The organism is Bradyrhizobium sp. RT6a (assembly GCF_040547675.1).
GTDB lineage: Bacteria > Pseudomonadota > Alphaproteobacteria > Rhizobiales > Xanthobacteraceae > Bradyrhizobium.
This window is the reverse complement of the sequence record NZ_JBEPQC010000004.1, coordinates 526,297-539,644: the sequence shown is the minus strand read 5'-3', so window position 1 is coordinate 539,644 and position 13,348 is coordinate 526,297. Positions and strand designations below refer to the sequence as shown.

The window sequence follows — 13,348 nt, the reverse complement described above, 5'->3', positions numbered from 1 at the left end:
TTGTGATCGGCGGCTTCGTAGCCATGTTGGGAGCTTAGCCAAGGGAAAATCGTATGAAGCTCCGCGTCGGGTTTGAGATGCTGTACGAATTCCCGCAGCCCACGCCTATGATCATGGTGTTGGGCACGCACTTTACGCGCGCCTCCGATGTCATCGTACCCGACCTGGTGACCACCAGACCCTCGGTGCCGATCACTCCCTATCGCGACCTCTTCGGCAATTGGTGCAGCCGTATCGTGGCGCCGGCCGGCGCCTTTCGCCTTGCCGGCGACGGCGTCGTGAGCGACAGCGGCCTGCCCGACCCGGTGTTCCCGAAAGCGGCTCAGCACGCCGTCGAGGCGCTGCCGGCCGACACGCTCGTCTATCTGCTCGGCAGCCGCTACTGCGAGACCGATCGCCTGTCGGATATCGCATGGAAACTGTTCGAGCACACCCAGCCGGGCTGGGCGCGGGTCCAGGCCATCTGCGATTTCGTTCATCGTCACATCGCTTTCGGCTATGAGCACGCGCGCGCAACCAAGACGGCGCGGGAGGCCTACGACGAAGGCAAGGGTGTGTGCCGCGACTATGCTCACCTTGCCATCACGTTCTGCCGCTGCATGAACATCCCGGCGCGCTACTGCACCGGCTATCTCAGCGACATCGGCACGCCGAAGCCCTGGGCTGTGGGAGATTTCGCCGGCTGGTTCGAGGCTTATCTCGGAGGAAGCTGGCACATGTTCGATCCCCGCAACAACACGCCGCGGATCGGCCGCGTGCTGATCGCACAAGGACGCGATGCCGCGGACGTCCCGATCACCCAGACCTTCGGTCCGAATAAGCTGGTCAATTTCAAGGTATGGACCGACGAGGTTGCCTGATGACAGACAACAGCGTTGCGCTCAGCGCCGATGAATTTGCGTCGTTGGCCGAGATCGGCAAGGGCAAGGCGCAAGGCGAAATTCCGCAAGCGCACGGTGAGCGCCTGACCAATCTGGGTTATGCGATCAGGCGCCTCGGCGAACTCGAACTGACCTCATCCGGCTCGCGCCGGCTGGCAACGGGCGAATAGCTCGCTGCCGTTGCGTCCGGCTCGCTGTTACGCCACCGGCACCACGATCCGCCGATAAAGATGCCAGGTCGCGTGCCCGAGCACGGGCAGCGTCACCACCAGCCCCAGAAAATACGGCAGCGCCGACACGATCAGGACCATCACGATCACCGCGGCCCAGCCAATCATCGGCAGCGGGCTGGCGACGACCGCGCGCACGCTCGTCACCATCGCCGTGACGAAATCGACCTCGCGGTCGAGCAGCAGCGGAAACGACACCACGGTCAGGGAAAACAAGATCAGCGACAGCACCGCGCCGACCGCGTTGCCGATGCCGAGGAACAGCAAGCCCTCGTTCGTAGTCAGCACCACCGTCATGAACTCCTGTAGGCTCGAGAACGAGGCATGCAGGCCAAGCAGCAGCGCGATCAGAAGCCGCACCTGATACATCCAGACCACGAACACGAACAGCGTGACGAAGGCCATCCAGCCGATCTCGCTGCGCGCGCGCACGGCCGACCAGATCGCGCCGAGCGAGATGGCCTCGCCGCGCTCGCGACGGCGGCTGACTTCATAGAGCCCGATCGCCACGAATGGCCCGAGCAGCGCGAAGCCGGCGGCCAACGGATAGACCAGATAGACCATGCCGAACGCGGTGAAGCACAGCATGATGGCAATGCCGCCGGCGGCGTAGAGCGCACCGAAGCAGAGGCCGTACAGCGGCAGCGCCTGGAAATCACGCAGGCCCTCGACCAGCGCCTCGGCGATGTCGGTCGCCGCGACGGGACGCACCACCGGATCGACCTTGCCCGAAATGGACATCAGCTTCCTCCTCGTTGGCCGGCGCGATCTCCGTCGCACGCGGATGACCTCGATCTTAGCGTCCCCGCGGCCGGCGCGCACGCGCGAGTTGACGGCCGGACGACGGTATCCCGAAGCCGCCGGCGCAGACCCGGGAAAACCACCGCGCCGTCGGCGTCGCTCCCTTCGGGAGTTCATCCGTGCTGCACGCAGCTCGAAATCTTTCCCCGTCGGGGACTTTTTCGGCCCGATGCCTATGGACTGGGCGGAGGGTGCTGCCGCAAATTGGGTCCTTGAACCAGCGCGTGATGACCCGAATGGACCGTCCCACCAATGAGCTTGCGTACCCGGCTACTGATACTCGTCATCGCGGCCATGTTGGTGCCGGCGAGCCTCGTCGGGCTGCGTTTCGTGCAGAACCGGAGCAGCGAAATCAATGCGGCCCTGGCCAATCTGGCGGCCTCGGCCGACGACATTGCCAGCGATCTGGGCGAGAAGATTCAGGGCACCGCGCAGCTTCACTACGGTCTGGCCCGCGCGCGCGACCTCGACACGCGCGACAAGGCGGCGTGCTCGGCGTTTCTGTCGGATGTGCGCGAGGAATACCCTCAGTTCACGGGAATCCTGACCATCGACCCGGACGGCAGCCTGTTCTGCGACTCGCTGCGGACCAACCGCACCCTCGATCTGAGGGATCGCGCCTATTTCAAGCAGGCCCTGGTCTCGCGCAGCGTCGTGGTTGAGCCGGTATTCGGCCGGCTGACCGGAATATCGGTGCTCCAGATCGCATATCCGGTGCGATCGGAGGCGGGCGCGCTGAAGCTGGTGCTGCTTGCCTCGTTCAACCTGCGCAAATTCGCCGAGTATCACCACAAGCGGCTGCTCGCCGAGAAGGATATCCTGCTCATCGACGCCAAGGGCACCGTTCTCGTCGCCCCCTCGACAGCCGGCTGGAGCGCGCCCGTGGGCGCGTCGATTGCGGGATCCGACCTGCTCCGCTTCGCGACGGCTCCCGATCAAGATGCATATCAAGAAGTGACCGATCGCGACGGCCGCACGCAGGTCTGGGCCGTCGCCCACTCGCCTTCGATCCGTGATGCGGGCCTCCATATCCTGGTCGGACGGTCCAAGGACGGATTGGTCGCGGCGGCGAATCGCCGGCTATACGAGGACATGGCGATCCTCGCGGTGGCCTTGCTGCTGCTGCTGGCCGGCGTATGGATCCTCGCAACCGTGAGCGTCGGGCGCCAGGTCGGGCGGCTCGCCAACATGGCGAAGAGACTCGGGCTCGGCGATCTCAGCGCGCGAATTCCTCCTCCCCATCCGCGCGGCGAGCTGGGCGGATTGATGACCCTGCTCAATGGCACCGCCGAGTCGCTCGAGCAGCAACGCGCGGCCATCGCGGACCTCAACCAGAAGCTCAGCCAATCCCAGAAGATGGAGGCCATGGGCCAGCTCACCGGCGGCGTGGCACATGACTTCAACAACCTCCTCACCGTCATTCTCGGCAATTCGGAGCACCTTGCCGACAGGCTGGCGGGGAACACGGAGTTGCACCGGATCGCCGGCGACATCGCGACGGCAGCCGAGCGCGGCTCCGACCTGACGCGGAGCCTGCTCGCCTTCGCGCGCAAGCAGCCCCTGAGGCCGCGAGACATCGACATCAGCGAGAAGATTCAGGAGATGGAGGCGTTGTTGCGCCGGCCGCTGGGCGAGCACATCGAATGCGCCTTCGCGCTCGAACCGGATGTGGGGTTGACCAGCGTCGATCCCGGTCAGCTGACGACGGCGCTGCTCAATCTCGTGCTCAACGCGCGCGATGTCATGCCGTTGGGCGGCAGGCTGACCATCGAGGCGCGCAACGCTTCGCTCAGTGAGTCCGACCTTGACGTCAACGGCGAGCCGCGACCGGGCGACTATGTCATGGTGGCCGTGACCGACACCGGCAGCGGCATGACCGCCGAGGTGGCGAGCCGGGCGTTCGAGCCGTTCTTCACCACCAAGGAGGTCGGCAAGGGGACCGGGCTCGGCCTGAGCATGGTCTACGGGTTTGTGCGGCAGTCTGGCGGGCTGGTGCAGATGCAGTCCGCGCCGAGACAAGGCAGCACCGTCAGGCTGTTCTTTCCCCGCCTGGCAACGCCGCCGAACGAGACCCCCTCACCCGCCGAAGGGATCGTCACGCGCGAACCAAGCGAGACCATTCTCGTCGTCGAGGACAACGACATGGTTCGGACCTATGTCGAAAGCGAGCTGAAGACGCTCGGCTACCGCGTCATCACGGCGGCGAGCGGCCCGGAGGCGCTCGACTTGTTGCGCCAGCCCGGGGACATCGACCTGCTGTTCACCGACGTCGTGATGCCCGGCGGCATGTTCGGGCCGGAGCTAGCCAGGCAAGCGATCAAGCTGCGGCCCGGGCTCAAGGTGCTCTTCACTTCCGGCTACAGCCAAAATCCGGTCAAGGCGCCCGACGGGATCGGCGATGCCCGCATCCTGACCAAGCCGTTCCGGCGGCGAGATCTCGCCGCGATGCTGCGATCCGCGCTGTCGACGCCGTCGCGGTAGTCAGGAGCGCGACGCGAGGAGAAGCGCCGCACCCAGATTGGCCACGAACAAGGCCGCGTCGATGACGAAGATCCTGAGCATCGGGCCCTTCAACACGGGCCAGTAAGCCACCCCGACGCGTCCTCCGCGCAGCAGGACCGGAAGGTTGTAGGCGAACTGGCTGAAATGGCAGGCGGCAAAGAACAGGAATAGCGCCAGCTGCGCTTCGACCGGCTGGAAGAAAACCGGACGGGCTGCCAGAAGATAGAGCGACAGAAGGCCGATCGGCAGATTGATGCCGCCCAGGAATGCCACGCTGGCCGACAATGTCGGCGCGATCGGATTGGCGCGCTCTTCCCGCGGCACCAGAATCTTCAGCGTGTTGGCTTGCGCAATGCTGAACTGGATGAAGGCGCCGCCGAACCAGAGCGCGTTGAGGAGCAGGACGATATCCGAAAGACGCATGGCGGAGCCCTCCCTCGGCTCGTTCGCCAGGAAAGTGGCAAAGCCCGCTCCTCATGTCAACCATGTTGACTTCAGGAATTGTCAATTGGTGTCGGCGATCGCCTCCATGACGCCCATCCACGCAGCCGCACCTGTCGCTCCGACGCGATCGAACGCCTTGCGCAGCACCTTGCGCTCGTGGTCCGATGCACGCTGCTCGATGCGCTGCCCCGCGGCGGTCAGGCGCAGCAGCTTCGAGCGATGCTGCTCGGGCGAGCGTTTCGAGGTCAGGAGCTTGCGCTCCAGCAACAAATTGAGCGGCCGGTTCAGGGCCTGCTTGGAAATGCCGAGGATCTCGATCAGCGAGCCGATCGCGATATCGGGCCGGCGCGCCACCACGTAGAGAATGCGATGGTGCGGGCGCGACAGTCCCTGCTTGGCGAGATACGCATCGGCTTCGAGTGTCATCCCGCGCCAGCCGTAATACATGAGCTCCAGCGCCGCATCGAGATCGTGCAGCTTCGCAAGTGAGGCCCGGTGAAGCCCCGCGGCTTGAGACGTCTTTGCCATTGCAGGAAGCTAACCCCTCGTCCGCAGCTCGCGCCGCAGCACCTTTCCGGTGGCGGTCATCGGCAGTGTCTCCGCGAACTCCACGAATCTTGGATATTCGTGGGCGGCGAGTTGCACCTTGACGAATTCCTGGATCTCGCGCGCGAGTGCGTCGCCGGCGACAAAGCCCGGGCGCAGCACGATCCAGGCCTTGATCGATTCGGTGCGGATCGGATCGGGAATGCCGACCACCGCCGCCATCGCCACCGCCGGATGCTTCATCAGCGTGTGCTCGATCTCGGACGGGCCGACGCGATAGCCGGCGGTGGTGATGACGTCGTCCTCGCGGCTGACGTACCAGAAGTAACCGTCCTCGTCCTGCACGCCGAGATCGCCGGTGAGCAGGAACTCGCCGGCATATTTCTTCGCCGTCGCCTCCGGATTGCGCCAGTATTCGAGCATCGTGCAAGGACAGGGCTGGCGCACGCCGATGATGCCGCGCTGGCCACGCGGCTGCTCCTCGCCTCTGTCGTTGACGATGCGGACATCGAAACCGGGCGTCGCCTTGCCCATCGAGCCGGGGCGGATCGGAAAAAGGTTCGCGTTGCTGCCGATCACGAGATTGCATTCGGTCTGGCCAAACACCTCATGCGCGTCGATGCCGAAAGTCTCGCGCACCCAGCCGAGCATCTCGCCGCCGAGGGACTCGCCGCCGGTAAAGATGCTGCGCAGCCTGACGCCCGGATGCGTCACCCCGGCCTGTCGCATCAGCTTCAGCGCGGTCGGCGGCAGGAAGACATTGCGCACGCCGAGATCGGCCATCATCTGCATCGCGGCTTGCGGTTCGAACTTTCGCGCGCGGTGACCGACCAGGGGGATGCCGTGATACCAGAACGCGAACAGGCCGTTGATGAGGCCGCCGATCCAGGCCCAGTCCGCCGGCGTCCACATCAGATCGCCGGGGCGCGGCAGGAAGTTGTGGCACATCTCGACATTGGGGAGATGTCCGAGCACGACGCGATGCGCATGCAGTGCGCCCTTCGGATTGCCTGTCGTGCCCGAGGTGTAGATGATCAGCGCGGGATCGTCCGCAGACGTGTCCACCAGCGTGAAGTCGGGCGATGCAGCCTTGACCGAATTCCAGAACGATGTCGTGCCCGCCGGCGTTCGTTCGCCAACGATGTAGACATTCTTCAGCTCCGGCAGGCGGTCGCGAATCTTCGAAAGCTTCTCCCAGCCACCCTCGTCGGTGACGATCGCCTTGGCCTGCGAGTTCGACAGACGGAATTCCAGCGCGTCTTCGCCGAACAATGCGAACAGCGGAATGGAGATCATCGCCGAACGGAACGCCGCCATGTGTGCGATCGGCAGCTCCAGCGACTGCGACAGGAACACCGCGACGCGGTCGCCGCGGGCAAGACCATTCGCCTTCAGCACATTGGCGAAGCGGCGCGACATCTCCGCGACCTCGTCGAAGGATGTGCGCGTGATGGCGCCGTTCTCGTCGACATAGACCAGCGCCAACCGGCCAGTGCCGTCAGCATGGCGATCGCAGCAGGCCTCCGCCATGTTGAAGCGCGCCGGGATCTCCCAGCAGAAATTGCCATAGAGTTCGTCGTAGGTGCTGGCTTCGGTGAGCATGGTCGTTTCCCGGCGGCGTCGTCATGGCCGGGCTTGTCCCGGCCATCCACGTTCTTGTTTGACCTCAGTTTAAGGACGTGGATGCCCGGGACAAGCCCGGGCATGACGCAGATTGCGTTTCAGCGCACCGTCGCGAAGAACTTGCGGACATCGCGCACGAACAGCTCCGGCTGCTCGAATGCCGCGAAATGCCCGCCCTTCTCCATCTCGCTCCAGTGCGTGATGTTGTGGAAGTTCGGCTCCATCCAGCGCCGCACCGGCGTGATGATCTCCTTGGGGAAGACAGCGACGCCCGTCGGCACCTTGACGACCGGCGTGGTCCGGCGCTTGCCGAAGCCTTCCCAATAGAGCCGCGCGGACGAGGTCGCCGTCTCCGTCGCCCAGTAGAGCATGACGTTGTCGAGCAGCTCGTCCTTGGTGAAGATGTTTTCGGGATGACCGTCGCAGTCAGTCCAGGCCCGGAATTTTTCCAGAATCCAGGCCGCCTGCGCGCTCGGCGAATCCGTCAAGCCGTAGCCGAGTGTCTGCGGCCGCGTCGATTGCTGCTTCGAATAGCCGGAATCGAGGTCGACGTAATGCTTGAGGCCGGCGAGCGCGCGCTTCTCTTCCGGCGTCGGTTCGCCCTCGACCTTCGGTGCTGCGTTGAAGGCGAGCGTAATGTGGATGCCGGCGCAATGCTCGGCGTCCTGCATGCCGAGCGAGGTCGTTACCGCCGAGCCCCAGTCGCCGCCCTGCGCGCCATACCTGATATAACCGAGTCGGTCCATCAGCCTGGCCGAGGTCGCGGCGATACGATCGACGCCCCAGCCGGTGGTGTTCGGCTTGCCGGAGAACCCAAACCCCGGCAGCGACGGACAGACGACGTGGAAGGCATCGGCAGGATCGCCGCCGTGCGCGGCAGGATCGACCAGCGGCGCGATCACCTTCTGGAATTCGACGATCGAGCCGGGCCAGCCATGGGTGATGATCAGCGGCAGCGCCGACGGCTCCTGCGAGCGCGCATGCAGGAAGTGAATGTCGAGCCCGTCGATCTCGGTGGTGAACTGCTCAAAGCGATTGAGTTTTGCTTCGCGCGCGCGCCAGTCGTAGCCATCAGCCCAGTAGGTGCATATCTCCTGGATCCATGCCAGCGGCGCACCCTGGCTCCAGTCGGAGACGAGCTCCGCCTCCGGCCAGCGCGTGCGAGCGAGGCGCGACTTGAGGTCGGTGAGGATGTCGTCGCTGATGGCGATGCGAAACGGTTTGATGGCGGTCATCGGAGAGGCCCTGCTCATCGGAGGTTCTCGTCATGGCCGGGCTCGTCCCGGCCATCCACGTTCTTTCTCTTCATTCTGAAGAACGTGGATGCCCGGCACAAGGCCGGGCATGACGGGATGATAGTCTGTCAGCTCTTGGCAAATCTTGCGGCGCGGCCGTCTAGCCCGTCAGAGCAGCCTTCACCAAACCGGAAGCCTTGCCGAAATCCATCTGGCCGGCGTACTTCGTCTTCAGCACGGCGATCACCTTGCCCATGTCCTTCATGCCGGCGGCGCCGGTCTCGGCGATCGCGTCCGAGATCGCCTTCTTGACGTCGTCGTCCGACATCTGCTTCGGCAGATACGCAGAGATCACCGCGATCTCCTCGCGCTCCTGCGCGGCGAGCTCGGCACGGCCGCCCTTCTCGTAGAGCTCCACCGACTCCTGGCGCTGCTTGATCATCTTCTGAAACACGCCTAGCAGATCCGCGTCCGTGAGCGGCGGCTTGCCACTCCCGCGCGCCTCGATGTCGGCGTTCTTGATGGTCGAGTTGACCATGCGCAGAGTGGACAGCTTGCGCTCTTCCTTGGCCTTCATGGCCTCCTTGACCGCATTGTTGATGTCGTCGCGCAGCATGGTCGTGCTCCCCTAGAATATCCGAGGCCTGATCTAGGCCGTTCGCGGCCCTGAGACAACCGGGGTTCCCAGCCATTCGTCCAGCGCCCGCACCGTCGCCGCGGGCTGCTCCGGCTGCGGCAGATGTCCGCAATTCTCCAAAACAACGAGCCTTGCGCCGGCAATGCCCTCCGCCATCTCCTTCGAGAATGCGTTGGGAATCGTATTGTCCGCATCGCCCGTCAGAACCAGCGTCGGGCATTTGATCGTCGCAAGCGTCGGCCGTGAATCCACCCGCGCGATGATCGCGGTCTGCTGTCGCAGATAGCCCTCGACGCCGACGTCATCGCCCTGCTCGTGTACGAGCTGGCGAATGCCGGCATCGTCGCGGCGCGAGGGATGCACCAGTTCGGGAAACATCTCCTCGCGGGCCGCACGGAGCTCGCCGCGCCGGGCCCGCTCCATCAGACCGCGGCGACGCGCGGTCGCCTCCGCCGTGTCGGGCCGGGCCTGGGTGTTGATCAGCGCCAGCTTTGCCACCCGCTCGGGCGCCTGGCGCATGATCTCGAGCGCGATGTAGCCACCCATGGAATGGCCGGCGAGCGCGAAGCGCGGCGGCGCCTCGCTCAGCACCCGCCGCGCAATCGCCGCCATGTTGTCGTCGCGAATATGGTTGGCGACCATCACCGGGCCGAACCGCCAGAGCGCCGGGATGACCGGCGCGTAGATCCGGGCCGAGGAGGCTAATCCCGGAACCAGCAGAATCGGCGTCGTCTGGTCCATTATTGCCTCCCAAGCCCCGGAATTTGCCGGAAATTATGCCACCGAGCTTAGGGGCCCAAGGCGACCTGTCAAATATGCAAAAACGCATGTGAATCGGCGCATCTCCGCTTTGACGTCGGCGCCCGCGGAGACTATGAACCGGGCTCATGACACAACATGACAACGATCCTGCCTGGCCGGACCACAAACCGACCGCGCTGTTGGTGCTTGCCGATGGCACGGTGCTGGAAGGCTTTGGCCTCGGCGCCGAAGGCCAAGCCGTCGGTGAGGTCTGCTTCAACACCGCGATGACCGGCTATGAGGAAATCCTCACCGATCCCTCCTATGCCGGCCAGCTCATCACCTTCACGTTCCCGCATATTGGCAATGTCGGCACCAACGACGACGACATCGAGACGGTGAACATGGCCGCAACGCCCGGCGCGCGCGGCGTGATCCTGCGCACCGCGATCACCGATCCCTCGAACTACCGCGCCACCAAGCATCTCGACCAGTGGCTGAAGGCCCGCGGCATCATCGGCCTCTCCGGCATCGACACCCGCGCGCTGACCGCGCTGATCCGCAGCAAGGGCATGCCCAACGCCGTGATCGCGCACGCCAAAGACGGCGAGTTCGATTTGCACGGCCTGAAGGAAGAAGCGCGCGAATGGCCGGGCCTCGAGGGCATGGACCTCGTGCCGATGGTCACCTCCGGCCAGCGCTTCACATGGGACGAGACGCCGTGGCTGTGGGACAAGGGCTTTGGCCGTCAGGACAAGCCTGAGTTCAACGTCGTCGCCATCGATTACGGCATCAAGCGCAACATTTTGCGCCTGCTCGCCGGCGTCGGCTGCAAGGTGACGGTGGTGCCGGCAACGACGTCGTCTGAAGATATTCTGGCGATGAAGCCAGACGGCGTGTTCCTGTCGAACGGTCCCGGCGATCCGGCCGCGACCGGCAAATATGCCGTGCCCGTGATCCAGGACGTGATCAAGTCGGGCACGCCGACATTCGGAATCTGTCTCGGCCATCAGATGCTCGGCCTCGCGGTCGGCGCCAAGACGAAGAAGATGCACCAGGGCCATCACGGCGCCAATCATCCCGTCAAGGACGAGACCACCGGCAAGGTCGAGATCACCTCGATGAACCACGGCTTTGCAGTGGACGAGAGCACCCTTCCGACCGGCGCGACGCAGACCCACATCTCGCTGTTCGACGGCTCGAATTGCGGCATCCAGCTCGACGGCAAGCCGGTGTTCTCGGTGCAGTACCACCCCGAGGCCTCGCCGGGTCCGCGCGACTCGCACTATCTGTTCCAGCGTTTTGCGGACCTGATGCGGCAGAAGAAGAGCGCGTAAATCGCGCGCTCTCCTGCAACTGCTTTGACGACATCGAGCCCAGGCCTTCTCCCGGGCTTTTGTTGTTCCGGGGCGCAGCGCCAACCCGCACTGACAGCGCACGAGGAACGCCGCTTAGCTCCCTTCGTTGATCCCTACTACGCTCACGCAGGAGCCCGCCATGTCCGTCGTCCGCGACAATGCCGAGCCGCTCGCCATCGTGTTTGAGGATGACGGGCTCGTGCCGAACAATATCCTCCCCTTCCTGGTCTACCAGGCCGCGGTGAAGCTCGATTCCAGACGGCCGGAAGAGACGATCGAACGCTTGTTTGAAGCGAACGGCTGGGGCGGCACGTGGCGCAATGGCGTCTTCGACTATCTGCATTATCATGCGACGGTGCACGAGGTGCTCGGCGTTGCGCGTGGCAGCGCGCGCGTGCGCTTCGGCGGCGACCATGGCCAGGAGCTGGAGATCAAGGCCGGCGACGTCGCGATCCTGCCCGCCGGCACAGGTCACCAACGTATCAAGGCCAGCGAGGATTTCTGCGTGATCGGCGCTTATCCGCCGGGCGCGAAGATGGAGGTCACCCGGGCAACGCCGGAGAACCACGCCAAGGCGCTGAAGACGATTCCAAACGTCGCGCTGCCGCCGGCCGATCCGGTGACGGGGAAGGACGGGGCGTTGATGCGGTTGTGGCGGTAGCTGCAAGCAAGGTGATGTAGGGTGGGTTAGCGAAGCGTAACCCACCTCTTCTGTTTCCGCGGAGGCAGACGTGGTGGATTACGCCTGCGGCTAATCCACCCTACGACCTATCCTACGCCTCGTTCGCACCTTCCTGTCTTGTGGCTTCGAACAAAAACCAGGTGCGGCGCTCGGTCTCGTCGATGAAGTTCTCAAGGATGCTGGCGCTGGCGACGTCGCCGGCCTCGTCGCACACGTCGTGCGCTTTGCGCATTGCCGCGGCGACATGCTTGTTGTCCTGCATCAACTCGCGCAGCATCTCACGCGGCGGGACGTAGTCTTCGTTGTTGTCCTTGATGGTCTGGAGCTTGGCGATCTGCCCGATCGACTTCAGCGTGGTGCCGCCGATCTTGCGGACGCGCTCGGCGAGCTGGTCGGTGGTGGCGAAGATCTGGTCGGACTGCTCGTCAAGCAGCAGATGATAATCGCGGAAGTGCCGGCCGCTAATGTGCCAGTGGAAATTCTTGGTCTTCAGATAAAGGGCGAACGCATCGGCCAGGAGCACGTTGAGTGCCTCCGAAACCTTGTTGACCGCCTGGGACGACAGATCGGTGGGGGTATCGAGGTCGGGCGAGACCTTTTGTGGGGCTTTGCTCACGAGAAACCTTCCTGTTAGGACGCGGACATTGACGGCGCGCCGCCGCACCCCTAACGCAGGCGGGCAGCGCCGGTTCCTTCAGCGGAACCGTTTGGCCGGGGCCCTCGGATACCATGGACGATTGGATCGATTATTACGACTCGACGCATACGATCTATGTCAGCAAGCTGCATCGCGACTTGCACTTTCAGATCATCGCGGGGGACATCATCGGCTACATCTCCTCGCCCGAGGCGACCGTGCTCGACTATGCCTGCGGCGAGGCGCTGTCGGCGAGCCAGGTCGCGGCGGCTTGCGGCAAGCTGATCCTCGCCGAGCCCGCGCCCGGCGTGCGCGGCCGGTTGATCGCCCGGTTTGCCCCGAACACGAAAATCCGCGTCCGCTCGCTCGACGACGTCCACAACATGCAGGAGCAGTCGATCGATCTCGTCGTGATGAACTCGGTCGCGCAATACATGACGCCGGACGAGCTCGACGGCGCGCTCCTCAATTTCCGCCGCATCCTGAAACCCTCCGGGAAGCTGGTGCTCGGCGACATCCTCCAGCCCAATGTCGGCATGTTCAGGGACGTCACGGCGCTGCTCAGCTTCGGCCTGCGTCACGGCTTTTTGAAAGATGCACTGATCGGGCTGATCAGCACCGCACTGTCGGATTACCGTCATCTGCGCACGCGCATCGGGCTGCAGCGCTACAGCGAGGCGGAGATCACCGCCAGGCTCAAGGCAGCCGACTTCGCGGTCCAGCGCGCTCACCGCAATATCGGCCACAATAGCTGGCGCATGACGTTCGTCGCGCGGCCGCCGTTGGTTCGGTAAGTTTCCTGGGTTCGGTAAACTTCCTGGATTCGTTAGGCTTCCTGGGTCCGTTAAGCATAACGTCTGCCTGAGGTGGCTTGTCGCACCTCGATCGGTAATGATCGCCGCGGCCCGGTGGCGGAAGCGTTACGCGAGGGCGATGCATCGCTCTTTATCCTGGTTCAAATCCAGGCCGGGTCTCCACGCTTCGCCCCTCACGGGGCTACGCGTGGCGCGGCCACGCAAGCCGTCCAATCC

General features: G+C 64.4%; 14 protein-coding genes. 6 read left to right on the top strand and 8 right to left on the bottom strand.

From position 1 onward, the window contains the following. Window positions 1-53 precede the first annotated feature (53 nt). Together ABIC03_RS24420 and ABIC03_RS24415 are read left to right on the top strand one after the other, a co-directional pair. On the top strand, window positions 54-860 hold the full coding sequence (locus ABIC03_RS24420) for a transglutaminase-like domain-containing protein (protein ID WP_354061705.1): 807 nt from the start codon (window positions 54-56) through the stop codon (window positions 858-860). Next, entirely contained in the window at window positions 860-1,051 is a 192-nt protein-coding gene (locus ABIC03_RS24415) for a hypothetical protein (protein WP_354061703.1), read from the top strand. Before ABIC03_RS24420 ends, ABIC03_RS24415 begins: the two co-directional genes overlap by 1 nt. Before the next feature lie 27 nt (window positions 1,052-1,078). On the opposite strand, the gene ABIC03_RS24410 is transcribed toward ABIC03_RS24415, so the two are convergent. Continuing rightward, window positions 1,079-1,852: a DUF2189 domain-containing protein gene (locus tag ABIC03_RS24410; RefSeq protein ID WP_354061701.1), complete on the bottom strand. Its 774-nt coding sequence runs from the start codon at window positions 1,850-1,852 to the stop codon at window positions 1,079-1,081. Between the two features lie 312 nt (window positions 1,853-2,164). Here ABIC03_RS24410 and ABIC03_RS24405 point away from each other — a divergent pair, with 312 nt between their 5' ends. Beyond that, on the top strand, window positions 2,165-4,393 hold the full coding sequence (locus ABIC03_RS24405) for an ATP-binding protein (RefSeq protein WP_354061699.1): 2,229 nt from the start codon (window positions 2,165-2,167) through the stop codon (window positions 4,391-4,393). Here the strand turns inward: ABIC03_RS24405 and ABIC03_RS24400 are convergent, their stop codons facing one another. From ABIC03_RS24400 to ABIC03_RS24375, 6 genes are all read right to left on the bottom strand, one after another. Further along, entirely contained in the window at window positions 4,394-4,837 is a 444-nt protein-coding gene (locus ABIC03_RS24400) for a hypothetical protein (protein ID WP_354061697.1), read from the bottom strand. 81 nt (window positions 4,838-4,918) lie between these two features. Beyond that, the gene (locus ABIC03_RS24395) at window positions 4,919-5,386 is read right to left on the bottom strand and encodes a MarR family winged helix-turn-helix transcriptional regulator (protein WP_354061695.1); all 468 of its coding nucleotides are present in this window, start codon (window positions 5,384-5,386) and stop codon (window positions 4,919-4,921) included. A gap of 9 nt (window positions 5,387-5,395) precedes the next feature. Beyond that, entirely contained in the window at window positions 5,396-7,006 is a 1,611-nt protein-coding gene (locus ABIC03_RS24390; RefSeq protein WP_354061693.1) for an acyl-CoA synthetase, read from the bottom strand. Between the two features lie 119 nt (window positions 7,007-7,125). Then, window positions 7,126-8,262: an epoxide hydrolase family protein gene (locus ABIC03_RS24385; protein ID WP_354062020.1), complete on the bottom strand. Its 1,137-nt coding sequence runs from the start codon at window positions 8,260-8,262 to the stop codon at window positions 7,126-7,128. A gap of 160 nt (window positions 8,263-8,422) precedes the next feature. Next, a complete protein-coding gene (locus ABIC03_RS24380) occupies window positions 8,423-8,878 on the bottom strand; it encodes a GatB/YqeY domain-containing protein (RefSeq protein ID WP_275173566.1) in 456 nt (151 codons plus the stop codon). Between the two features lie 33 nt (window positions 8,879-8,911). Beyond that, window positions 8,912-9,640, bottom strand: coding sequence for an alpha/beta fold hydrolase (locus tag ABIC03_RS24375; protein ID WP_502916942.1), 729 nt, complete (start codon window positions 9,638-9,640; stop codon window positions 8,912-8,914). A 146-nt stretch (window positions 9,641-9,786) separates the two neighbouring features. On the opposite strand from ABIC03_RS24375, the gene carA reads away from it, so the two are divergent. Both carA and ABIC03_RS24365 read left to right on the top strand, forming a co-directional pair. After that, window positions 9,787-10,977: a glutamine-hydrolyzing carbamoyl-phosphate synthase small subunit gene (carA, locus tag ABIC03_RS24370; RefSeq protein ID WP_354061690.1), complete on the top strand. Its 1,191-nt coding sequence runs from the start codon at window positions 9,787-9,789 to the stop codon at window positions 10,975-10,977. A 160-nt stretch (window positions 10,978-11,137) separates the two neighbouring features. Beyond that, window positions 11,138-11,659, top strand: coding sequence for a hypothetical protein (locus ABIC03_RS24365; protein WP_354061688.1), 522 nt, complete (start codon window positions 11,138-11,140; stop codon window positions 11,657-11,659). 112 nt (window positions 11,660-11,771) lie between these two features. Here the strand turns inward: ABIC03_RS24365 and ABIC03_RS24360 are convergent, their stop codons facing one another. After that, window positions 11,772-12,296 (bottom strand): Dps family protein, encoded by a 525-nt coding sequence (locus tag ABIC03_RS24360; RefSeq protein ID WP_275173563.1) that lies wholly within the window; start codon window positions 12,294-12,296, stop codon window positions 11,772-11,774. A 113-nt stretch (window positions 12,297-12,409) separates the two neighbouring features. Here ABIC03_RS24360 and ABIC03_RS24355 point away from each other — a divergent pair, with 113 nt between their 5' ends. Then, on the top strand, window positions 12,410-13,111 hold the full coding sequence (locus ABIC03_RS24355; RefSeq protein ID WP_275173562.1) for a class I SAM-dependent methyltransferase: 702 nt from the start codon (window positions 12,410-12,412) through the stop codon (window positions 13,109-13,111). The last annotated feature ends 237 nt before the right edge of the window (window positions 13,112-13,348 follow it).

What these genes read in the sequence shown, in the direction of transcription:
- ABIC03_RS24420 (WP_354061705.1), top strand. Translation starts at nt 54, where the DNA reads ATGAAGCTCCGCGTCGGGTTTGAGATGCTGTACGAATTCCCGCAGCCC.
- ABIC03_RS24415 (WP_354061703.1), top strand. Translation starts at nt 860, where the DNA reads ATGACAGACAACAGCGTTGCGCTCAGCGCCGATGAATTTGCGTCGTTG.
- ABIC03_RS24410 (WP_354061701.1), bottom strand. Translation starts at nt 1,852, where the DNA reads ATGTCCATTTCGGGCAAGGTCGATCCGGTGGTGCGTCCCGTCGCGGCG.
- ABIC03_RS24405 (WP_354061699.1), top strand. Translation starts at nt 2,165, where the DNA reads ATGAGCTTGCGTACCCGGCTACTGATACTCGTCATCGCGGCCATGTTG.
- ABIC03_RS24400 (WP_354061697.1), bottom strand. Translation starts at nt 4,837, where the DNA reads ATGCGTCTTTCGGATATCGTCCTGCTCCTCAACGCGCTCTGGTTCGGC.
- ABIC03_RS24395 (WP_354061695.1), bottom strand. Translation starts at nt 5,386, where the DNA reads ATGGCAAAGACGTCTCAAGCCGCGGGGCTTCACCGGGCCTCACTTGCG.
- ABIC03_RS24390 (WP_354061693.1), bottom strand. Translation starts at nt 7,006, where the DNA reads ATGCTCACCGAAGCCAGCACCTACGACGAACTCTATGGCAATTTCTGC.
- ABIC03_RS24385 (WP_354062020.1), bottom strand. Translation starts at nt 8,262, where the DNA reads ATGACCGCCATCAAACCGTTTCGCATCGCCATCAGCGACGACATCCTC.
- ABIC03_RS24380 (WP_275173566.1), bottom strand. Translation starts at nt 8,878, where the DNA reads ATGCTGCGCGACGACATCAACAATGCGGTCAAGGAGGCCATGAAGGCC.
- ABIC03_RS24375 (WP_502916942.1), bottom strand. Translation starts at nt 9,640, where the DNA reads ATGGACCAGACGACGCCGATTCTGCTGGTTCCGGGATTAGCCTCCTCG.
- carA (WP_354061690.1), top strand. Translation starts at nt 9,787, where the DNA reads ATGACACAACATGACAACGATCCTGCCTGGCCGGACCACAAACCGACC.
- ABIC03_RS24365 (WP_354061688.1), top strand. Translation starts at nt 11,138, where the DNA reads ATGTCCGTCGTCCGCGACAATGCCGAGCCGCTCGCCATCGTGTTTGAG.
- ABIC03_RS24355 (WP_275173562.1), top strand. Translation starts at nt 12,410, where the DNA reads ATGGACGATTGGATCGATTATTACGACTCGACGCATACGATCTATGTC.